At 71.0% G+C, this 21,579-nt stretch carries 19 protein-coding genes; 9 read left to right on the forward strand and 10 right to left on the reverse strand.

From position 1 onward, the window contains the following. Nucleotides 1–169 precede the first annotated feature (169 nt). Nucleotides 170–985, reverse strand: a complete 816-nt coding sequence (locus tag VGS97_RS19110; protein ID WP_326854945.1) for a DeoR/GlpR family DNA-binding transcription regulator — start codon at nt 983–985, stop codon at nt 170–172. 303 nt (nt 986–1,288) lie between these two features. Between VGS97_RS19110 and galT the strand changes: the two genes are divergently transcribed. The 5 genes from galT to darG are packed head-to-tail and all read left to right on the forward strand — an operon-like array spanning nt 1,289 to nt 6,511. Beyond that, complete coding sequence (galT, locus tag VGS97_RS19115; RefSeq protein WP_326854946.1) at nt 1,289–2,386, forward strand: galactose-1-phosphate uridylyltransferase; 1,098 nt, start codon at nt 1,289–1,291, stop codon at nt 2,384–2,386. 56 nt (nt 2,387–2,442) lie between these two features. After that, nucleotides 2,443–3,486 (forward strand): UDP-glucose 4-epimerase GalE, encoded by a 1,044-nt coding sequence (gene galE, locus VGS97_RS19120; protein WP_326854947.1) that lies wholly within the window; start codon nt 2,443–2,445, stop codon nt 3,484–3,486. Between the two features lie 54 nt (nt 3,487–3,540). Further along, nucleotides 3,541–4,737 carry a galactokinase gene (gene galK, locus VGS97_RS19125; RefSeq protein ID WP_326854948.1) on the forward strand — a complete coding sequence of 399 codons (1,197 nt, stop codon included), beginning with the start codon at nt 3,541–3,543 and terminating at the stop codon, nt 4,735–4,737. A gap of 45 nt (nt 4,738–4,782) precedes the next feature. After that, nucleotides 4,783–5,415 (forward strand): type II toxin-antitoxin system toxin DNA ADP-ribosyl transferase DarT, encoded by a 633-nt coding sequence (gene darT / locus VGS97_RS19130; protein WP_326854949.1) that lies wholly within the window; start codon nt 4,783–4,785, stop codon nt 5,413–5,415. Between the two features lie 40 nt (nt 5,416–5,455). Continuing rightward, nucleotides 5,456–6,511, forward strand: a complete 1,056-nt coding sequence (darG, locus tag VGS97_RS19135; RefSeq protein WP_326854950.1) for a type II toxin-antitoxin system antitoxin DNA ADP-ribosyl glycohydrolase DarG — start codon at nt 5,456–5,458, stop codon at nt 6,509–6,511. A gap of 285 nt (nt 6,512–6,796) precedes the next feature. Here darG and VGS97_RS19140 read toward each other — a convergent pair whose 3' ends face one another. The 4 genes from VGS97_RS19140 to VGS97_RS19155 form a co-directional block, all read right to left on the reverse strand. Beyond that, nucleotides 6,797–7,681 carry a biotin-dependent carboxyltransferase family protein gene (locus VGS97_RS19140; RefSeq protein ID WP_326854951.1) on the reverse strand — a complete coding sequence of 295 codons (885 nt, stop codon included), beginning with the start codon at nt 7,679–7,681 and terminating at the stop codon, nt 6,797–6,799. Nucleotides 7,682–7,688: 7 nt separating this feature from the next. Then, nucleotides 7,689–8,354 carry an allophanate hydrolase subunit 1 gene (locus VGS97_RS19145; protein ID WP_326854952.1) on the reverse strand — a complete coding sequence of 222 codons (666 nt, stop codon included), beginning with the start codon at nt 8,352–8,354 and terminating at the stop codon, nt 7,689–7,691. A gap of 9 nt (nt 8,355–8,363) precedes the next feature. Next, complete coding sequence (locus VGS97_RS19150) at nt 8,364–9,134, reverse strand: 5-oxoprolinase subunit PxpA (RefSeq protein WP_326854953.1); 771 nt, start codon at nt 9,132–9,134, stop codon at nt 8,364–8,366. Nucleotides 9,135–9,205: 71 nt separating this feature from the next. Further along, nucleotides 9,206–9,781, reverse strand: coding sequence for an NUDIX hydrolase (locus VGS97_RS19155; protein ID WP_326854954.1), 576 nt, complete (start codon nt 9,779–9,781; stop codon nt 9,206–9,208). Between the two features lie 96 nt (nt 9,782–9,877). On the opposite strand from VGS97_RS19155, the gene VGS97_RS19160 reads away from it, so the two are divergent. The 3 genes from VGS97_RS19160 to VGS97_RS19170 all read left to right on the forward strand — a co-directional run bounded on the left by VGS97_RS19160 (nt 9,878) and on the right by VGS97_RS19170 (nt 12,406). Continuing rightward, nucleotides 9,878–10,804, forward strand: coding sequence for a metal-dependent hydrolase (locus tag VGS97_RS19160; RefSeq protein ID WP_326854955.1), 927 nt, complete (start codon nt 9,878–9,880; stop codon nt 10,802–10,804). 118 nt (nt 10,805–10,922) lie between these two features. Then, nucleotides 10,923–11,501, forward strand: a complete 579-nt coding sequence (locus VGS97_RS19165) for a SigE family RNA polymerase sigma factor (RefSeq protein WP_349262188.1) — start codon at nt 10,923–10,925, stop codon at nt 11,499–11,501. Beyond that, nucleotides 11,498–12,406: a hypothetical protein gene (locus tag VGS97_RS19170; RefSeq protein ID WP_326854957.1), complete on the forward strand. Its 909-nt coding sequence runs from the start codon at nt 11,498–11,500 to the stop codon at nt 12,404–12,406. The genes VGS97_RS19165 and VGS97_RS19170 overlap by 4 nt, the downstream gene beginning before the upstream one ends. A gap of 25 nt (nt 12,407–12,431) precedes the next feature. Here the strand turns inward: VGS97_RS19170 and VGS97_RS19175 are convergent, their stop codons facing one another. Beyond that, the gene (locus tag VGS97_RS19175) at nt 12,432–14,081 is read right to left on the reverse strand and encodes an FAD-binding dehydrogenase (protein ID WP_326854958.1); all 1,650 of its coding nucleotides are present in this window, start codon (nt 14,079–14,081) and stop codon (nt 12,432–12,434) included. Nucleotides 14,082–14,267: 186 nt separating this feature from the next. Here VGS97_RS19175 and VGS97_RS19180 point away from each other — a divergent pair, with 186 nt between their 5' ends. Further along, on the forward strand, nt 14,268–14,984 hold the full coding sequence (locus VGS97_RS19180; protein ID WP_326854959.1) for a 4'-phosphopantetheinyl transferase family protein: 717 nt from the start codon (nt 14,268–14,270) through the stop codon (nt 14,982–14,984). A gap of 154 nt (nt 14,985–15,138) precedes the next feature. Here the strand turns inward: VGS97_RS19180 and VGS97_RS19185 are convergent, their stop codons facing one another. From VGS97_RS19185 to VGS97_RS19200, 4 genes are all read right to left on the reverse strand, one after another. Beyond that, nucleotides 15,139–18,369, reverse strand: a complete 3,231-nt coding sequence (locus VGS97_RS19185) for an ATP-binding protein (RefSeq protein ID WP_326854960.1) — start codon at nt 18,367–18,369, stop codon at nt 15,139–15,141. Between the two features lie 304 nt (nt 18,370–18,673). After that, a complete protein-coding gene (locus tag VGS97_RS19190; RefSeq protein WP_326854961.1) occupies nt 18,674–19,798 on the reverse strand; it encodes a YhjD/YihY/BrkB family envelope integrity protein in 1,125 nt (374 codons plus the stop codon). Nucleotides 19,799–20,059: 261 nt separating this feature from the next. Then, nucleotides 20,060–20,815, reverse strand: coding sequence for an SRPBCC domain-containing protein (locus VGS97_RS19195; RefSeq protein WP_326854962.1), 756 nt, complete (start codon nt 20,813–20,815; stop codon nt 20,060–20,062). Between the two features lies 1 nt (nt 20,816). Beyond that, nucleotides 20,817–21,464: a helix-turn-helix domain-containing protein gene (locus tag VGS97_RS19200; RefSeq protein ID WP_326854963.1), complete on the reverse strand. Its 648-nt coding sequence runs from the start codon at nt 21,462–21,464 to the stop codon at nt 20,817–20,819. Between the last annotated feature and the right edge of the window lie 115 nt (nt 21,465–21,579).

Consider the following 21,579-nt stretch of genomic DNA (forward strand, 5'->3'; position numbering starts at 1 on the left):
GGCACCGCACGGGCTCGCGGGTCGGGGGCCGACCATGGCAGGCCGGAGGAGGGAGTCGCAGCGCTACGCGGCGCCAGCCGCATCAGCAACACCGCGCAGCGACCGACGAGAACGCCGCCGGGCAAAGGCCGTCGGCACACGAGCCCGGCGATCCACCCCGCGCACCCTCTCAGGCGATGAGGAGGTGGCGGATGTGTTCGGCGGCTTCGGCGCGGGCGGTGTCGGTCAGTCCGCCGTCGGTCACCCAGGTGTCCACGGCGGCCAGCGGGGCGAAGGTGGACAGCCCGGCCAGCCCCCACTTGCTGTGGTCGGCGACGGCCACGACCCGGCGCGCGGCGGCGATCAGCGCCCGGTTGGTCTCGGCCTCGGCCAGGTTGGGGGTGGACAGCCCGGCGCCGACCGAGATGCCGTGGCAGCCCACGAAGGCCAGGTCGAAGTTGAGCGAGCGGATCGCCTGGTCCGCGACGGGGCCGACCAGTGCGTCGGAAGGGGTACGCATGCCGCCGGTGAGCACCACGGTGGCCCCGTGCCGGGAGCCCGGCGGACGCAGCCGCTGCGCGAACAGGTCGGCGATCCGGATCGAGTTGGTGACCACGGTCAGGTCGGACACGTCGGTGAGCCTGCGCGCCAGCGCGTAGGTGGTGGTCCCCGCGGACAGCGCCACCGCGCCGCCGCGCGGCACGAGCGCCGCCGCCGCCTCGGCGATGGACTCCTTGGCCGCGGTCTCCAGGGTGCGCTTGGCCTCGAAGCCGGGTTCGTGCGCGCTGGACTCGCCGAGCGCGACCGCGCCGCCGTGCACCTTCTCCAACTGCCCGTCGCGGGCCAGCACGTCCAGGTCGCGGCGCACCGTCATGTCCGAGACGCCGAAGCGCAGCACGAGGTCGGTCACCCGCACGCCGCCGCGGGCGCGCACCTCGGCCGCGATGGCGGCTCGGCGCTGCTCGGCGAGCAGCCCCCGGCTGTCGTCCGTCTCGACTTGCGCCATCGAAGCTCCTTCTCGACTACCCATCCCCCGCGCGCGGCCGTTCCCGTGCCGCCGGCGCCGGCGGCCGCCACGCTCACCGGGCTTGCTTTCACCGCGGCCGCCGTCACCGGAGTCACCGCAGTCACTCGTGTCCACGCCAACTGTGGCTGCGCCCATTGTGGCACCGCTCGTCCACCGCGGCGGCGGCGCCGGCGGCGTGGCGCGCACGGCATGACGAAGCACATCGAACTCGTTCGAAACTATGCTAGCCCTTGTGAGATATCGTTCAAGCGTGTTTGAATATGTTCGATGAAGGAGCTACCGGTGAAGAAGACCGTCACGCAGTTGGCGGACGGCCGCGAGCTGATCTACTACGACGTCGGCGACGCCGAGACCCGGGCTGTCTTCGCCGATCAGCGCCCACTCGACCCCGTGCACACGACCAGCGAGACCAGGCTCGACCCCGTGCAGGGCGAGTGGATCGCGGTGGCCGCGCACCGGCAGGGCCGCCCCTACCTGCCGCCGACGAACAGTTGCCCGCTGTGCCCTTCCACGGACGAATGGCACAGCGAGATCCCGGCGCCGGACTATGAGGTGGTGGTGTTCGAGAACCGCTTTCCGTCGCTGAGCGGCATGCCGGCGGCCGAGGACGCCCTCGTCGGCCCGCTGCCGCACCGCGCGCACCTCGGCGGCGGACGCTGCGAGGTGGTCTGCTTCACGTCAGACCACAGCGCGACGTTCGCGGCGCTCGACGAGGCGCGGGTGCTGCTGGTGCTGGAGGCGTGGACCGACCGCACCGCCGAACTGTCGGCGCTGCCCGGGATCCGACAGGTCTACTGCTTCGAGAACCGCGGCAACGAGATCGGCGTCACGCTGACACATCCGCACGGCCAGATCTACGCGTTCCCGTATCTGCCGCCGAAAACGGCGCGTGCGGTGGAGAACGCCGCCGCACATCGCGCGAGCACCGGCCGCAATCTGTTCGACGACGTGCTCGCGGCGGAGCGCTCTGGCGGCCGGGTGGTGCTGGAGAGCGAGGAGTGGACGGCGTTCGTCCCGTTCGCCGCGCGCTGGCCGTACGAGGTGCACCTGTACCCGAACCGCCGAGTGGGTGACTTCACTCGGTTGGACGAGGCGCAGCGCGTCTCGTTCCCGGCGGCTTACGTCGGACTTCTGCGCCGGTTCGACCGGTTGTTCCCCGGACGTTCGGCGCCGACGCCGTACATTGCCGCATGGCACCAGGCCCCGGTCGCCCCGACCGGGACCGAACCGGAGCTGGCCCTGCACCTGGAGCTGTTCACCGTGCTGCGCACCGCGGACAAGCTCAAGTACCTGGCCGGGACGGAGTCGGGGATGGGCGCCTTCATGAACGACGTCTCGCCCGAGCGGGCCGCGCAGCGACTACGAGAGGTGGCCGAATGACGGGTACGGACACACCAGCCGACACGGTGTCCGATACACCAGGGTCCGATACACCGGTGTCCGATACGCCAAGGCCCGACGCAGCAGCCTCCGATACAGCAGGGCTCGATGCGGCAGACCCCGGCACCCGGGTCCTCGTCACCGGCGGCGCCGGCTACATCGGCTCGGTCGTCGCCGCGCGGCTGATCGAGTCCGGATACCGTGTGATGGTGCTCGACGACCTCTCGACCGGCCATCGCGCCGCCGTGCCCGAGGGCGCCGAGTTCGTCGAGGGCCGCGTCCACGACACCGCCGCGAAGCTGCTCGACGCCTCGTACTCGGCGGTGCTGCACTTCGCCGCCTTCTCACAGGTCGGCGAGTCGGTCGCGAAGCCTGAGAAGTACTGGGCCAACAACGTCGTCGGCACGCACCTGCTGCTCGACGCGATGCGCGAGGCCGGCGTGCGCCGCCTGGTGTTCTCCTCCACCGCCGCCGTATACGGCGAGCCCGAGACCGTGCCGATCCCGGAGTCCGCGCCGACCGCGCCGACCAACCCGTACGGCGCGACGAAACTGGCCGTCGACCACATGATCCGCGCCGAGTCGGCCGCGCACGGGCTGGCCGCCGTGTCGCTGCGATACTTCAACGTCGCGGGCTCCTACCGCGGATACGGCGAGCGGCACGACCCCGAGTCGCACCTGATCCCGCTGGTGCTCAAGACGGCGCTTGGCGAACGGCCCGCGATCACCGTCTTCGGGACCGACTATCCGACCGCCGACGGCACCTGCGTGCGTGACTATATTCACGTCGCCGACCTGGCCGACGCGCATCTGCTCGCGCTGCGCCGGGCGCGCCGCGGCGAGCACCTGATCTGCAACCTGGGCATCGGGAAGGGCTTCACGGTCCGCGAGGTGGTCGAGGCCGCGCGCCGGGTCACCGGCCGGCCGATCCCGCAGGTCGAGGCGGGGCGCCGGGCAGGCGACCCGGCCGCGCTGGTGGCCGGCGCCCGGCGTGCCGGGACCGAACTGGGCTGGCAGCCGCGGCACACCGACCTGGACGCCATGATCGCGGACGCGTGGACGTTCGCCCGCTCGCTCAGACCGTACGATACAGAGCACTGACTCAAAGGCGAGCGCAGCGTTCCGGAACACCCCGCAGCGGAAGAAGGCAATCCCTTGAACACAGCCGGTACGGTCGGTACGGTCGGCCCGATCGCAGCCGAGGCGGCGCGCCTTTTCGAATCAGCGTACGGACGCACGGCGGGCGGCGTGTGGGCCGCGCCGGGCCGGGTGAACGTGATCGGCGAGCACACGGACTACAACGAAGGCTTCGTCCTGCCGATGGCGATCGACCGTTACACCGCGGTCGCCGCGGCGCCGCGCACCGACGGCCTGCTGTGCGTGGTTTCCGCGGCCGGAGACCACCGCGTCACCGAGATCGCGCTCTCGGACCTGGCGCCGCGCGTCCCGCACGGCTGGCCCGCGTACCCGGCGGGCGTCGCGTGGGCGCTGCGTGGCGCGGGCGTCCTGCCGTCACGTTTCGGCGGCGCGGACCTGGCGTTCGCCTCCACCGTGCCGATCGGCGCGGGCCTGTCCTCCTCGGCCGCGCTGGAGTGTTCGACGGGCATGGCGCTGGCCGCGATCGCCGACGCCGAGGTGAGACTGAGCCCTGCCGAGCTCGCCCGGCTGTCGCAGTATGCCGAGAACGTGTACGCGGGCGTGCCCTGCGGCCCGCTCGACCAGCTCTCGTCGGTCTTCGGCGCGGAGGGCGGCGTGTTGTTCATCGACACCCGCTCGCTGGAGATCGCCGTGCACCCCTTCGACCTGGCCGTCGCCGAGCTGACCCTGCTGGTGATCGACACCGGCGTCAGCCACGACCTCGGCGAGTCCGGCTACCCGGCCCGCCGCGCGAGCTGCGAGAAGGCCGCCGCGGTCCTCGGCGTCCAGGCGCTGCGCGACCTGACCACCGCCGACCTGGACCGCGCCGCCGCGCAACTCGACGAGACCACCGCCCGCCGGGTGCGCCACGTGGTCACCGAGAACGAACGGGTCGAACGCTTCGTCAGCCTGCTGAAACTCGGCGAACTGACCGGCCCCCGCCTCAACGCCGCGGGCGAGCTGCTCACCGCCTCGCACGCCTCGCTGCGCGACGACTTCGAAGTCTCCTGCGACGAACTGGACGTCGTGGTCGACACCGCGCTGCGCGCCGGCGCCCACGGCGCCCGCATGACCGGCGGCGGCTTCGGCGGCAGCGCGATCGCCCTGGTCTCCCTGGACCGCGCCGAGCGCGTGACGGCGAGCGTGCTCGACGCCCTCCCCGAGGCAGAGATCTTCCAGGCCGTGCCGGCACGCGGAGCCCACCGCGTGGCGTAAGGCATCGGCCCTGCGAGCGATCGTCTGGACGTACACTCCTGCTCAATGGACCTCGACCGCCGCAATCCGCTACTGGTGCACTTCACGCACGTACACAACCTGCGGGGTATCGCCGAGCGTGGCCTGATCGCGGACACCTACGGCGCGGATCCTCGGGTGGACTGCGCCGAGGACGGCATCAAGGAGGCGCGCCGCCGCCGGATCGTACCGATCGGGCCGGGCGGCGTAGTCGCGGACTACGCGCCGTTCTACTACGCGCCACGCAGTCCGATGTTGCGAAGAATTCACGGTGGCGGGGTCTCTGGTTACAAGGACGGCCAATACCCGCTGGTCTACCTGGTCAGCCGACTGTCAAGACTCGTCGAGCACGAAGTGACGTGGGTGGCCACGAACCTCAACGCCGCGCTGAGGACAACCCGATTCGTCAACCACGTCGATCAGTTGCCTGCGCACATCGACTGGGACCTGATGCTGCGGCTCATGTGGAACAACACTCCCGAAGACGGCTCGCGCATGCAGCGCCGGATGGCGGAGATGCTCGGCCATCGCGTGGTGCCATGGGCCGCAGTGGAGTCAGTCGCGGTTATCGACGAGGCGATGGCCAGGCAGGTACGTGCAGCACTCGACGGAATCGAGCACCAACCATCAGTGGCTGTCAGACCTGGGTGGTACTTCTAGCATGCACACCAACACCGTAGTCAGGAAGGAGGCGAACAGCATGATCGAGGAACGGCGGGGCAACCTTCTACGCGACGATGCGCAGGCCCTGATCAATCCCGTCAACACCGTAGGAGTGATGGGCAAGGGCCTCGCGCTACAGTTCAAAAGGGCCTTCCCGGAAGTCTACGCCGCCTACCGCGAAGCCTTCGAGCGAGGCGAGGTGCAGCCCGGGCGGGTACTGGCCACGCCGTTGGAGGGCACCCGCTGGGTCCTGAACTTCCCCACCAAACGGCACTGGCGCGACCGCTCGACCCTAGAGGACATCGAAGCTGGCTTGGACGACCTGGTGCGCGTCCTGCGCGAACGTGGTATTCACAGCGTGGCTGTCCCGCCGCTCGGCTGTGGCAACGGAGGCCTGCGCTGGCAGACCGTACGGCCACTGATCGTCGAGAAGCTCGCACCGCTCAGCATCGAGGTACACCTCTATCTGCCAGGCACGCCGCCAGCCGCCGACATGCCGACGGCCGGGCCCGCGCCCGTCCTGACGCAACCCCTCGCACGGCTGCTGGCCGCCCTGGGCCGGTACATCGCAGCGGCATGGAACAGCGGCGTCACCGAGGAGCCCAAAGCCTCACTGCTGGAAGTCCAGAAGGTCGCCTACCTGTTGCAGAGCGCTGGCGCTGACCTCGACCTACGTTTCGTGCCCTACAAGTACGGACCGTTCTCCGCCACCCTCAACCGCGAGTTGGCAGCCTCCGAAGGCCACCACATCCTCGGCTACGGCGACGGCACCGGCGGAGCCCGGGCCGACATCGAAGTATTCGAAGAGAGCACCGAGCAAGCCGAATCCGCCGTCGACGGCGACAGCATGTTCGCCACAGCGTGGGGCAAGGTCGCTCACGCGGTCCGCGGCTACGAGTACCCCGAAGGCATGGAACTGCTGGCCAGCGCGCACTACCTGGCCAACCGCGCGTCGCGCGTCAACCCGGCCGAGATCGCCACCCAGATGGCCGCCTGGACCCCCCGCAAGGCCACTTTATTCGGCCCGGCCGACGTCACCGACGCGCTCGGGCAACTCACCGCCACAGGATTGCTGGCACCCGTGGCGACGTAGCCCGAAATTGCCCGCGCGACGATCTCGGATGGAGAGTCTGGGCGAATTGCGCCGCAGCGAGCGCGCGACGGCGCGTGCTCATAGCGCGAGCCACCGAGCGGCGGCGAGGGGGCGCAGTGCGTGCGCGGCAGCGCTCTGAGTCCGTGGAGCGGCCGAGCGTAGCGGGGGCGCGGAGCGGGGGCGCGGAGCGGGGGTGGGCGGGTGGGTCAAGATCAGCGCGAAGTGCGTCGGCGTGGCGTGGCGTGACGTGGCGGAGACTCTGTCGTTGCCGGGTGGGTGTGGGTGTCAGTGCTCGACGCGGCGGAATCGCAGGCGCGCGCCGGGCGGGGCTTGGGCGGCGAGCCCGAGGGCTGCGACGGGGACGACGGCGATCACGGGGTAGCCGCCGGTCGGCGGGTGGTCGGCCAGGAACACGATCGGCAGGCCGTCGGCGGGGACTTGGATCGCGCCCAGTACGGCGCCCTCACTCGGGATCGTGTCGGGGCCGGTGCGGCGCAGCGGCGGGCCTTCCAACCGCAGGGCCACTCTGTTCGAGTGCTGCGACACCGTGTACTCGTTGCCGGTGAGCACCTGCCAGGCGAGGTCCGGGAAATGCTCCGCCCTGGGGCCGGGCAGGATCGGCAGTTCGAACGCTGATCCGTGGTTGGGTTCCGGGTCCGGCGCCGTGACCGTGACGGGGTACGTGTCGGCGGGGTGCGGGGGGCTGCCCGGGTTGCCGAGGGGCAGGATGTCGCCGTCGCGTAGGCGCTGCGGGCCCAGGCCGGAGAGCAGGTCGGTCGAGCGGCTGCCCAGAACCGGCGGGACCGCGATCGCCCCGGCGAACGCCACGTAGTTGTGCACGCCCTGCGTCGCGGAGCCGATGTCCAGGGTCTCGCCCGCATTCAGCGCAATCGGCGCGGCCCACGGCGCGGGGTGGCCGTCGCGGCGGATCGGGGCGACAGCGCCGCAGACTGCGACGACGACCGGCTCCAAGGCGCGCACGGTGACGCCGGTGAGCGTCGTTTCCAGCGTCGCGGCGCCGGGCTCGTTGCCGACGAGGTGGTTGGCGAGGCGGTGCGCGGCTTGGTCGAGGGCGCCGCTGCGTGGAACGCCCAGGTGAGCGTAGCCGGGGCGGCCCAGGTCTTGGACCGTGGTCAGTGCGCCGGCGCGGACGATCTGGATCGCGGTCATGGGGGCGTCACCGCGTGCCGTTGGTCGTGGGGATGTCGGCGCCTGTCGGGGTGTCGGCGTCGGGCATCGGGATGAAGCGCACGGCGCTGCCGGGCTCCAGCAGCGCGGGGCCGGGGCGGTCTAAGTCCCAGAGGTCTGCGTCGGTCGTGCCGATCAGGTGCCAGCCGCCGGGCGAGGAGCACGGGTAGACGCCAGTGTAGGGACCTGCGACGGCGACCGAACCGGCCGGGATGCTGACGCGCGGCGTCGGGCGGCGGGGTAGGTGGTAGGCCTCGGGCAGCCCGACGAGGTACGCGAAGCCCGGGGTGAAGCCGCAGAACGCGACGCGGTATTCACGGGCACTGTGGACCTTTGCGACGTCGGCGGTTGGCACGTTCCAGGCGGCGGCGACCTCGGCGAGGTCGGGGCCGTCGTAGTGCACTCGGATGTCGACGATCTGAGCGCGGTCGGCAGGCGTGGTGGAGAGCGACCAGGTGGGCAGATCGGCCGCGAGTTCGGCGGGCTCGGCGATGCCGTCGATCAGGACTGTGCGTTCGGCGGGGACGATGTCGTCGAGCGGGGGCAGCGCGGCGGCGGCGCGTCTGCGTGTGAGTTCGGCGTGCAGCGCGGTGACCTCCGCGAGGTCCGCGCACTCGACAAGTAGGGCGTGGGCGCCGTATCGGAGGATCTTCATGGCTGTGCCTTACGCGAAGGGTTCGACGGTGACGCCCGCGCGAATCAGGGCTTCGCGGACTCGCCGGGCCAGTTCGACCGCGCCCGGGGTGTCGCCGTGCAGGCAGAGCGAAGCTGCCTGCACGGCGATGCGCTCGCCGGAGACGGTCGTGACCTCGCCGCGCGTCGCGATCGTGACCGAGCGCTCGACGACTTGGCCGGGGTCGTGCAGGACTGCGCCGGGCTCGGTGCGCGGCACGAGCGTGCCGTCCTTGCGGTAGGCGCGATCGGCGAAGGCCTCGGCAACGGCCGCAAGCCGCGCCGCGGCCGCTGAGCGGTGCACCGCCGATCCCGGCAGGCCGAGCACCGGCAGGTCGCCGCCGGACAGCAGGATGCCGTCGACGACCGCGTCCGCCTGCGTCTCGTCCCAGGCGATCCGGTTGTACAGCGCGCCGTGCGGCTTGACGTATGCCAGGTCGGCGCCCGCCGCCTGGGCGAAGACCCGCAACGCGCCGATCTGGTACGCGACCTCGTCGGCCAGTTCGCGCGGGGGCACCTCCATCGGGCGGCGGCCGAATCCGGCCAGGTCGCGGTAGGACACCTGCGCGCCGATCCGCACGCCGCGCGCGGCGGCCAGCGCGCAGACCCGGCGCATCGTGGACGGGTCGCCGGCGTGGAAGCCGCAGGCGACGTTCGCGCTGGTCACCACCGCCAACAACGCTTCGTCGTCGGTCAGCTCCCAGCGCCCGAACCCCTCGCCGAGATCGGCGTTCAGGTCGATGGCCAGCGTTCCGGTCGCCATGGGGGAAAGATATCCGGCGAGCGGTCGCGGAGCACGTAGCCCGGAGCGTTTATCGGGGTGTTCGGCTGCCCTTAGGCCCCGACGGGGCTATTGCCGGGCCTGGCCTCGTCGGCATCGAACGGCTCGGCGGGCAGCCGCCCGGCGAGCAGGTCGGGCATGATGCGCGCAAGCGCGGGCGGGTATACGGGCTCGGCGGCAGCGGCCAGTTCGGCCACGGTCCACCAGCGGTACTCGGCCATCGTCTCCCGCTCGACCTCTTCCCATCCCGACTCGTCGAGTTCGAAGGCGGCGGCACGCAGGAAGTAGAAGTGATCTTCGTACCAAAGGTCCTGGCCGGCGTACCTCGCGGCGCCCTCGGCACGCGCAACGACGCGCTCGAAGCTGCCCTGCGGGACGCGCAGGCCGGTCTCCTCGAACAGCTCGCGCGCGGCGGCCTGCGGCAGCGACTCGCCCTCGTCGACGCCGCCGCCCGGCGTTCCCCAGAAGACTCCGCCGGGCACCTCCGACTTCGGGTCCACGAACCGGAACAACAGGATCCTGTCGCCGTCGTCGGCCAGCAGGATCCTGGCGGTGCGGCGCAGCGGCAGATCGGAACGGCCCGCCGGGCGCTCGTCGGCGGTGGCGGCGGCAGCAGCGTCAGCAGTCACGGCCTGATGGTATCCCGGTGCGCCGACGGGAAGGCGCGGATCACGGTTTATGTCGATCAGGCTATGCCGGCGCGGCGCTGATGTAACACTGGGAGCATGGCGTATCCGAACACCGCGACGCTGGTGACCTTCCCGAGCGGCACCGTCCACGGAGGCTCGACCGTCGTCGCCGCGATGCCGCTGCCCGGGGGCGTGGTCGGCCTCGTTACGGACACCACGCCGTTCCATCCGCTGGACCACAGCTGGCCGGATCAGCCCGGCGACAGCGGAACAGTGGAGTTCGACACCGTGGATGCCGACACTGGAGAGTTCCGCGGGGCGCGTTACCCGGTCGTGGACTGCGTTATCGGCGCGGTCAGCCCGCAGGGCGAATTCCTGCTCGGCGAGGAGATTCCGGTGCGACGGGGCGACCCGGAGTGGGTGTGGCTCGTGGTGCACCTGGCCGAGTTGCGTGAGATGGACGAGGCGGGAGCCGCAGCGCAGGAGTTGGTGGGGCGTGCGGTGGTACTGCGCGCGGACGTGGAGCGGCGTGCCGCGCTGTCGGCCGCGCACACCGGATGCCACCTGCTGGCCCTGGCGCTGAACGAGGCACTGGCGGAGCGTTGGCGCAAGCAGGCGCGCTCCGACGCGCTCGGTTCGCCGGATTTCGACGCACTGGCCATGGTCAGCTCGCGGATGGACGAGCACGCGAGCACGGACCGGTATCGCATCGGAAAGTCGTTGCGCAAGCAGGGGTTCGACCCCGAGGGTCTGGGTGACGCGCTGGCGGGAGTGACGACGCGCGTCAACGCCCGGCTGGCCGGCTGGATCGCCGCCGACGCACCAGTTCGCGTCGAAGCGCCCGGACCGGAGCTGACTGCGCGCCGCCGCTGGGTATGCGAACTGCCGGAGGGCACCGCGTCGATCGACTGCGGCGGCACGCACGTGGCCCGGCTCGGCGAGCTGAGCTCACTGACCACGAGCCTGTCGCTGAGCGGCGACGGGACGGAACTGGTAGCCGTGACCGTCCCGAAGCGGACCTGACGCGCAGCTTCAAGCCACTAATCGTCATATATAGGTCGCATAAAATCGGATAAGGTAACTCACTCTGTCGCGAACTGAACGTGGACTGCTACGGTCACATGTCGTGGCGGCGACCACAATGAGTCACCTCGGCGAGGCACGGACGCCCGACGCGGACGCCCGCGCGCAGTTCGACGCGTTCTTCGACGCCCATCACCGGGACCTGGCCCGGCTCGCCTACCTGCTGTCCGGCGATCCGGACGCCGCGGACGACCTGACCGCCGAGGCGTTCACCCAGGCCTGGAAACGCTGGGATCATGTGACCGGGTCCGACTCGCCGCTGGCGTACGTGCGGCGCATCGTGGTGAACCTGGCCGCGACCCGGGTGCGCAGGCTGGTGCGCGAACGGCGCGGCTGGCGGCTGCTGGGCGCGGCGTGGTCGGAGCGCACCGAGGAGCCGGACGTGGCCGCGGTCGCCGACGTGCGCGCCGCGCTACGGCTGCTGCCGGTGCGAAAACGGGCCTGTGTAGTGTTGCGGCACTACTACGGTCTGAGCGAGCAGGAGACGGCCACTACATTGGGCATCTCGGTCGGAACCGTGAAGAGCCAGACCTCGCGGGGCATGGCCGAGCTCGCCGTGCTGCTCGGCGCCGAACGGCGGCGACCGGCTGGGCGAGAGGGACACGACGTAAACGGCGCGCAAGGCGGTGCGCGATGACAGACGGATCACACGAGCGGCCGGGATCGGTCGATTGGCTTACGGAGGCGCTGGACACCGAGATCGAGTTGTACGAGCCGGACGGCGAACACATCCGCAGCATGCTGAACGAACGGCTCGACGAGTTGCTCGACAGCGTGGAGCACGATGCGCGCGAGCGCTCCAGGCGACCGGGACGCGGCCTCTCGGTCACCGGCATCCGGCTGGCGGGAATTCCGGTCGGCATCGCGGCGGCGGGACTGAGCGCGGCGATCGCGGTCGCCGTGACGGTGACGATCACCAGTCACTCGCACACGCAGGCGGCGACGGCGGCCGGTGGCGGGTTCCCCTCCCCGGGCGCTGCGCTCACGACGCCGCTACCGGGGGCGACCCGGGCGCGTGGAACTCAGAGCGCTGCCACGGTCGACCAGTCCACCGCGTCGACGAGGCCTGAGAGCGGCGGACACCCGGCTTCGGCGTCCGGCTCCGCTCAGGCCTCGGCGTCCGCGTCGGCGTCGCAGCCCACGAACCTCGGAGGTAAGATCGTCACCGCGGCCGGCGCGATCGGGCCGAACAGCGGCGCGAGCTGGACCGAGGAGGACGTGAACGTCACGCTCACCGAGCCGGTCGACTCGCTGAAGCTGGTCGTGCAGGTGGCGCAGAGCCCGGGGCTGACGGCCACCGGCTACTTCGTGGACTACGACGTCTCGGTGTTCGATGTGACGGTGAACTCCAGTTCTGACGGTTTGGTCTATAGGTTCGAACTCAGGACCGGCAAGACGCTCCCGGCGGGCGGAATCAAGTTCGCGGCGCAGTTCCAGCACAGCAACTCCCCGCACGGCACGTCCGGCGACACGTACTCCTTGAGCGTGACGACCGACGCGCAACACGGCTCGGTCTCCGGATCGCAGTCCGGCGGCTTCTGAAGACGGCCTCCCGGCGGACGTGACTTCAGCCGACTGCTTCGGCCGCGGCGCGTCCGGCCTGGCGGCCGGAGTACAGGCAGCCGCCGAGGAAGGTACCCTCCAGTGAGCGGTAGCCGTGCATGCCGCCGCCGCCGAAGCCGGCGGCCTCACCCGCCGCGTACAGGCCCGGCAGCGGCTGCCCGTCGGCTCGCAGCACCCTGCCCGACAGGTCGGTCTCCAGACCGCCGAGCGACTTTCGGGTCAGGATGTTGAGTCTGACGGCGATCAGCGGCCCGGCCTTCGGATCGAGCAGCCGGTGCGGCGAGGCCACCCGGATCAGCCGGTCGCCGCGGTAGGCGCGGGCCCCCCGGATCGCGGTGACCTGAAGGTCCTTGCCGAACCGGTTGCCGAGCTCCCGGTCGCGCGCCTCCACCTGCCGGGACACCTCGGCCAGGTCGAGCAGCGGCTTGGCGGTGCGGGCGTTCATGCCCTCGACCAGCCGGGGCAGCGAGTCGGCGACCACGAAGTCGGCGCCGTACCGCTTGAACGCCTCGACCGGCGGCGGCGCGCCCCGGCCGACCCGGCGCAGCAGCTGGCGCACGCTCCTGCCGGTGAGGTCAGGGTTCTGCTCCGAGCCGGAGAGCGCGAACTCCTTCTCGATGATCTTCTGGGTGAGTACGAACCAGGTGTAGTCGTACCCGGTGCCCATGATGTGTTCGAGCGTGCCGAGGGTGTCGAAGCCGGGGAACAGCGGCACCGGAAGCCGGCGGCCGAGCGCGTCGAGCCACAGCGAGGACGGCCCCGGCAGGATCCTGATGCCGTGCAGCGGCCAGATCGGATCCCAGTTGGCCACGCCCTCGGTGTAGTGCCACATCCGGTCGCCGTTGATCAGGTGCCCGCCCGCCGTCTCGGCGATCCCCAGCATCCGGCCGTCCACATGCGCGGGCACGCCGGAGAGCAGATTGCGCGGCGGCTCGCCGAGGCGCGCGGGCCAGCTGCGGCGCACCAGCTCGTGGTTGCCGCCGATGCCGCCGGAGGTGACGATCACAGCCTGCGCGGTGAAGGAGAACTCGCCGACGGCAGTACGCGAACTCGACTCGCCCCGCGGGGCATCGCTGGGTTCGAGGATCGTGCCGCGCACGCCGGTCACGGCGCCGTCCGTCACCGTCAGCTCATCGACGCGATGCCGGAACGCCAGCCGCACCAGGCCTTCGGCAGCCGCCGCGCGCACCAGGCGTTCGAAGGGCTCGATGACACCCGGGCCGGTGCCCCAGGTGATGTGGAAGCGGGGCACCGAGTTGCCGTGCCCGTCGGCGAGATACCCGCCGCGCTCGGCCCAGCCGACGATCGGGAAGAACCGCACGCCGAGGCCGCGCAGCCACGCGCGCTTCTCGGTGGCGGCGAAGTCGACGTACGCCTCGGCCCACCGGCGCGGCCAGGCGTCCTCGTCCCGGTCGAAGCCGGCGCTGCCCAGCCAGTCCTGCCAGGCCAGCTCGCGCGAGTCGCGGATGCCCATCCGGCGCTGCTCGGGCGAGTCGACCAGGAACAGCCCGCCGAAGGACCAGAAGGCCTGGCCGCCGAGCGAGGCCTCCGGCTCCTGCTCGACCAGGATCACCCGCCGCCCGGCGGCGGCCAGCTGCGCGGTCGCGACGAGCCCGGCCAGCCCGCCCCCGACGACGACGACATCCGCGTCCACGACGGCCGCACCTCGTCTCTGTGCTGGGTTCCTGTACTGCGTCTCTGTACTACGTCTCTGTGGTGGAGTGCCGCCCATCGTAGGCCCGGGCCAGGCGCTTCTCAATGATCAGGCGCTTGCGACGCACGGTTTCGGCCGTGTTCGCCGGCGCTGGCGCGGCCGACCGTGGCCTGGGAGACTGCGTCAGTGATCGAAGAGCTGCTGCCGCGGGGCGCGATCGCGGTCGAGGCGGTGTCGGACCCGCCGGATGCCGTGCTGTTCCCCGAGGAGGAGGCCCTGATCGGGCGGGCGGTGCCGAAACGCAGGCTGGAGTTCACGACCGTGCGCCACTGCGCGCGCACGGCACTGGGCCGGCTCGGCCTGCCCGCGGTCCCGATCCTGACCGGCGAACGCGGCGCGCCGCAGTGGCCGGACGGGATCGTGGGCAGCATGACGCACTGCGCCGGATACCGTGCCGCGGTCGTGGCCCACAGCACGGACCTGGTCACCCTCGGCGTGGACGCCGAGCCGCACGAGGCGCTGCCGCCCGACGTGCTCGACACGGTCACGCTGCCGCAGGAGCGCGACCGGCTGGCTCAGCTGGCTGCGACGCGTCCGGACGTGCACTGGGACCGGCTGCTGTTCAGCGCGAAGGAGGCCGTGTACAAGGCCTGGTTCCCGCTGACCCGGCGCTGGCTGGACTTCGACGAGGCGGACATCACCTTCGACGGCGGTCGCGATCAATCCGGCGCCTTCGACGCGCGGCTGCTGGTGCCCGGCCCGGTCGTCGGCGGGGTGAGCCTGCCCGGATTCGCCGGACGGTGGCTGGTGCGCGACGGATTGCTGTTCACCGCGATCGCGCTGCCCGTCGAGGGTGCGCATTCGAGTGCTGCTGATTCGCTTCAGGGCGTCGCTCTGGCGTAGGAGTGCGCTGAAGATCTTGGCCAGGCGCCCAGTGCGCTCCGGTCTGCCAGCGAATACCGATCGGGCGAGCCGATATGTGCCGGACGCGTTTTCAAGATCTTCGTCAGGCTTCGAAGGCTTGTCTATGACGTAGAACTCTGGAAGAACGCTGCCGTCAGTACCCGCGCGCCAGCAGTTCCCGCGCCTGCGGGGAGCCGAGCTTGACGAACAGGTCGTGCGCGGCGCGCCAGTGTGGCAGCGCGGCCTGCTCCCCCTCAGCCTGCCGCAGCGCGTCGCCGAGCGCACACATCGCCTTCGCGTGAGTGTGCTGATATCCGATCTCCGCGCCGAGCGCCACGGCTCGTTCGGCATGCCGGCAGGCGCGGTCGACGTTGCCCAGCGCCAGGTTCGTCTCGGCCAGCTCGACCAGCGCGTCCGCCTCGTACAACCGGACGCCGCGGTCGTGGCTGAGCGCGAGCGCCCGCTGGGCCCGCCGCAGCGACTCCGGCAGCGCGCCCAACGCCCGGCACACCGACGCGCCGCCGATCAGGGCGCAGATCTCGTGGTTGGAGTCGCCGAACTGGAGCGCCTGGCGCAGGACCTCGTCGTAGAGCTCCTGTGCACGCACGTAGTCGCGCTCGCCCTCGTACACCAGCCCCCAGGCGAAGTTCGTCTGGGTGAGCGGACGCGGCGTGCCGGCCTGCGCGCCGAGCGACTCGGCCAGCGTGGCGTGGTAGCGGGCCTGCGCGAAGTCGCCGACCGAGCAGTCGAGGGCGACCAGGTCGCAGTGCGCGAGCCGGGCGGCGCGCGTGTCGCCGTTGGACTCGGCCAGTTCCAGCGACTGGTCCAGCAGGCGGCGCGCCTCGGCGAAATCGCCGGCCCGCCAGTTCGCGTAGCCGAGCGAGCAAAGGCTGTGGGCGCGGGCGCCGACGTATCCGCTTTCGAGCCGCGTCGCGTCGGCGCGGGCGAGCAGTTCGACCGCGGTGCGCAGCGGACCGGTGTCGCAGTACACCAGGCCGAGATTGGCAGTGGCGCGCGACTCGCCGTACTTCGAGCCGCTCGCCCGGTACTGCTCGGCGGCCTGCGTGAAGCAGCCCTTGGCGGTTTCGAGGTCGCCCTCGTCGAAGTGCCCGAGCCCGAGCTGCATCTGGGCCGCGGCCGCGCCTTGCGGCCAACCCGCCTCGCGAGCCGCCTCGTACGCGCGCTTGAGACGCCCCTTGCCCGCTCCGGCCTCGCTGCGCAGCTGGGCCACGTCGCCGAACAGCAGGTTCAGCGCCGCGAGACCCAGCGGATCCGCGCGGTCGGCCAAGGCGCGCTCGGCCGCGGCGACCGCGGTGAACCAGTCCATGTGCAGCTCGGAGGTCTTGAAGTGCGGGCGCAGCGCCCACGCCATCCGCCAGGAGCTCGGCAGCGCGCCGTGGTCGGCCGTGTGCTCGATGACGGCCAGGATGTTGCGATGCTCGGCACGCAGCCAGCCGAGCGCGTCCGCGGATTCCGCGAACGGCGTCGCGAACAGCGCCGCCGCGCGCTGCTGCGCCTGCGGCGGCGCGGGGAGCCGATCGCGGTCCAGGTAGACGGCGTCCACGGCCTTCACGACCCCGGCTTCGTACCAGTCGGCCAGGCGGCTCAGCGTCGCCTCGCGTTCCTGTCCGGTGTCCTCGGCCCGTGCGCGTTCGGTCGCGTACTCGCGCAACAGGTCATGGCAGTCGTACCGACCCGGCAGATGCACGGAGATCAGATGCGCGCCGGCGAGGCCGTCGAGCGCCGCCTCGGCCTGCCGCGCATCGCCGCCGAGCAGCGCGGCGACCGAGTCCGCGGTGAGATCGACCTCGGGTATCGCGCCGATCATCCGGAACAACCGGCCCGCGAGCGGGTCGAGCCGGGCGTAAGAGAGGTCGAAGACGGCACGCACCTGGCTGAGCTCGTCGTCGCCGATGGCCAGCGAGTCCAGCCGCACGCCGTCGGTGAGCTGCGCGACGAACTGCGCGATCGACCGGTCGGGGTGGATCACCAGCTGCGCCGCCGCGATCCGCAACGCCAGCGGCAGCGCGGCGCAGGCGCGCACCAGGCTCAGCGTCGCGTCGGGCTCGGCGCCGGTGCGGGACTCGCCGAGCACGCGCGCGAGCAGTTCGACGCACTCACGTTCCGGGAGAACGTCGAGGCCGATCGGGTAAGCCCCGTCGAGCGCGACCAAGCCGTCGAGCCGATCCCGGCTGGTGACCAGTACCCGGCAGGTCTCGGCGCCGGGCAGCAGCGGGCGCACCTGCGCGGCGTTGACAGCGTTGTCGAGAACGATCAGCACACGGCGGTTCACCAGCAGCGAGCGGTAAAGCGCTCCCGCTTCGTCCAAGTCCACCGGCACGCTGCTCCCGTTGACCCCGAGCGCCCTCAGGAACCGTCCGAGGACGTCGATCGGCCGTTCCGGAGGCGACGCGGAGAAGCCGTGCAGATTCGCGTAAATCTGTCCGTCGGGGAACAACGCGGCGGCGCGGTGAGCCCAGTGGACGGCGAGCGCGGTCTTCCCGACGCCGCCGGCACCAGTCAGCGTGACGATGCGGTAGGGCGCCCCTGCCGACGAGGCGTCGCGACGCAACGCGTCGAGCCGCGCGAGTGCGTCGGTTCGGCCGGTGAAGACGTACGTGTCCGCTGGGAGTTGCGCGGGGATCAGGATGTCGCGACGCGGCGCGGGCTGCTCCCTCGGCTCCTCGGCCTCGCTCGGCGTCACCTCCTGCCGCAGCACGCGCATCAGGGCCTGGCTCAGGGCTCTGCCGGGGTCTGCGCCCATTTCGTCGCGCAGCCGCAGCCGTAGCCGCTCGTAGGCGTCGAGCGCGTCGGCCTGTCGGCCGGTCGCGGCCAGTGCCTCGATCCACGCGCCGATCACCCGCTCGTCCAGCGCATGGTCCATGACGAGCGGGCTGAGCACCTGGACGGCCTGTTCGCCCTGGTCGATCGTGAGCAGCGCACGTGCGTAGTCCACGGTGGCCGTGACGCGGCGCAGTTCCAGCCGCATGACGGTGTCCTGGTCGGCGCTGCCGTCCGGAATGTCGGCCAGTGCCGGCCCACGCCACAGCGCGAGCGCCTCGCCGAGCGCCTCGGCCTTTGCCGTGCCCGCCAGCGGTTCGGCGGCGTCGACCAGCCGCAGGAACCGGAACGCGTCGACTTCGCCGTCCGGCACTCCGAGCGCGTAACCGCTCGTCGTGCGCGTCACGGACACCTGACCGCGCGTGGCCGAACGCAGCCACCGCCGCAAGCGGTGAATGCTCACCGTCAGTGTCGAGTCCATCGAGCGTGCGTCACGCGAACCCCAGACGGTTTCGAACAACTCCCCCGCCGACAGGCCGGCGGTCCCGGCCAGGGCGAGCGCGGCGAGCACCGCACGCAGGATGTTCGATGTCGGAGTGAGCAATGATTCCGGCGGCGCAACCGGTCCGACCCCCACCGGACCGAGTACGAGCACATTCATCGTCGAGTATGTATCTCCTCGCATCTCCGCGTCGTCGCTGGATACCCCGTCTGCAGCGGCCATGCGGGCATGCTACGCCGCCTGCGTCGGTGTGGCATGCCCCGTGCACATGCCACACCGGCGCACCGAACACAGTCTGGTAAAACCGGCCTACATCTCGCCTACACGCAATGCAAACGCTCGCACACAGCCAGGCACAACCTGGAGCCGCGCGCTTTCAGAGCACCGCCGGCCCCTGATGCACGCCTTAGGGCGTCTCGCCGCCCCAGACCTCGTACACGGCCCGGCCGACCAATGCCGCGCCGAATATCACGTAGCCGATGCCGATGAGCCAGGTGACCAGGATCAGGACCGCGCCGATCCCGCCGTAGGTGATGGCGCTGGAGACCAGCAGCGGCGCGAAGATCGCCGCGGAGAACGCCCGCAGCCCGACCAGGCCCATCACCGTGAGGACCGCACCGGGCAGCAGGGCCTTCCAGGGCACCCGGCCTTCGAGCAGGAAGCGCGGGGTCCACCAGAAGAACAGCGTCGCGCCGCCGGTCGTCGCGAGCCATCGCAGCGTCGTGATGAACCAGCCGTCGTGCAGCAGGCCGAGCACGTCGGCGCCGAGCAGTAGCAGCCCGACCAGCACGGCCAGCCAGAGCGCCTGGCGCCACACCGACAGCAGCCTCGCGGCCGGCAGCTCCCACACGCGCGCCATCCCGGTCTGCACCATCGCGCCGAAGGACAGGCCGAAGACCGCCAGCACCGCGAGGCTGAACGCGGTGGTGGTGGACAGTACCCGGTTGGTGGGCCCGAACAGGCGGTTGATCGCGGTCGACGCCCGGCCGGACAGGCCGACCCCGGCTATCACCCACTCCGGGAAGGTGCGGCCGTTGAGCGGGGCGGCGGCCGCGACGACGATCAGCAGCGGGACCAGCGTCACGAAGCCCAGCGCGGCGAAACCGAACGCCCGGTGCATCAACTCGATCTCGACGCCGCGCCGGTAGGTCTGGGTGACCAGGCCGCTGACGACGCCGGAGAAGCTGAGCAAGGAGCGGCGCAGCGTGCGATGGCCCGATTCTCGGCGAGGCGGCTCCGGGAACGTCGGCATTCGGGTGGCACCGGAGCCGCTGTCGACGCCGCTGCCCGCGCCACTGCCCAAACTGTGATCTGTCGCCCTCACGCCCAAGCCGGTGACGGATTCGTCAGGCTCGACGGCGTCGGCGCGGGGACGCATCTCCTCCGGCACGTCACCGTGCCGCGATGACGCGCCGTGCGGCGGCACCTCGCGCCCGGGGGATGCGCTCTTCGAGTCGATGTCGGTCACCTCGTCGCCGACGCCTGAGACTGGCTGGTCTTGACGGCCGCTCGGGGCATACAGCTTGGGCACGCAAGCCAGGCTAACAAGGCCGCCGACCTGTCGCAGACCGATCAGCCGGAGCTTTTCGCAGTTATTGCCAGAATCTCGCTGTTCGCGAACCGGCACCGAGTGCGAGGCTACGGCGCTTCCCTAAGAGTTCTCCTCAGAAATGGCACAACTCGGCGGGATAACGTGACAAGCCTCTGGCCAGGTCCCCACGACCCGGCCAGAGGCTTGCGTACGTTACCCGTGTACGTTACACGAGGCGTGTCAGGTGCAACACGAGGCGTGTCAGGCGAAGAGCCCGGAGAGCCACGACTGCCAGGCCTGCTCAGCCTCCTTGACGTCCGGCGCCGGCTGACCGGGCCCGCCGAAGATGTGGTGCCCGAGGACCACCGCGCCCTGGTAGCCGTGGATGAACACGTAAATGCCGTCGTCCGTGCGTACGCCGAAGAAGTCCTCGTTGAGGAAGAACACCTCGCCGTCGAGCGGCGCGAGGCCGGACGGGGTCAGGTGCACCTTCTCGCCGACGGGCACCGAACCGGAGAGCCCGAGCCCGCCGTAGATCGTCCGCCACGCGTGCTCCTTGTCGGGGACCTGCGCCGCGAACCCGCCGACCGGCGCGGCGAAGCGGCCGGGGAAGTACTTCACGTACTGCGCCAGCTTGTGCAGGTAGACCGGATCACCCTTGCGCAGGGCGTCGTACTCGGCCTCCCAGTCGCCGCCGAGGAATCCGCTGTGCACGAACCGCAGCACGGCGCTGCCCCCGTCGCGCCCCTCGATCAGGTATTCGAAGGCGTGGAACGCTCCGTCCGGCGCCGGATCGCCCTTGAACGCGAAGTGCTTGGGCGGATCCCAGGCGGTGACCGTGGACTCGATGGCGAAGACGCCCATGTCCATCTTGTTGCGGCCGCCGAGGCCGGATTGGATCTCGTTGCGCCCCATGAGCCAGGAGTCGACTCCCGGGCCGGTGGCGATGGCCTCCCAGACCTGCTCCGGCGTGGCGTCCAGCTCGATCTGCTCGCGGACCTCGAATTCGTGCGTCATCTCAGGACTCCTCGATTTCCTTGTTGTCTTCTTCATCCGTTTTGACGTCCTGGGCCGGATCCGGCGTGCCACGCGTGATGGCGGGATGCACGGCGACGATCACCCGGTGCGGGCGCCCGTGCGCGGCGGTCTCGTCGTGATACTTGCCGACCAGCGCGGCCACCGCGCCGGCCAACTCCTCGGCGAATGCGGCACGGTCCGCGGCGGAGGCGAAGCGGACCTCGCCCTCCATCGCGAACGTGGCCACCCGCTTGTGCTCCCGCGCCGAGCCGACCAGCAGTTCGCCGACGTCACGCACCAGCTTCGCCGCGAGCGCGAGCAGCCAGTGCGCCGAAAGCCGGTCGGGCGAGCGCCTCGGATCGGGCTGCACCGCGGCCAGGGCGACCGGCGAGATCACGTAGGACGCGGCAGTGGCGCGCAGCACCCGTTCGGTCATGTTGCCCTTGCGCCGTTCCTCGACCAGCTCGACCAGGCCGTGCCGCTCAAGCTCGCGCAGGTGGTAGTTCACCTTCTGCCGCGGCAGCCCGACCCGGGCGGCCAGCGCGGTCGCCGAGCCGGGCTCGGCGAGTTCGGCCAGCAGCCTCGCCCGCACCGGATCCAGCGAGGCCTCCGCGGCCGCCGGGTCCTCGATCACCGTCACCTCGAACATAGCCTCAGCCTCTCACCGACGATTCATCTTGTCAAGACAAAAAAAGTTGTCGGTGAATAGAATTGCCGACGCGCCCTCATCCCTCATGGCATGGAACGGCGTGAAACGTATGGAA

The organism is Actinocrinis sp., from assembly GCF_035946395.1.
Lineage (GTDB): Bacteria > Actinomycetota > Actinomycetes > Streptomycetales > Catenulisporaceae > Actinocrinis.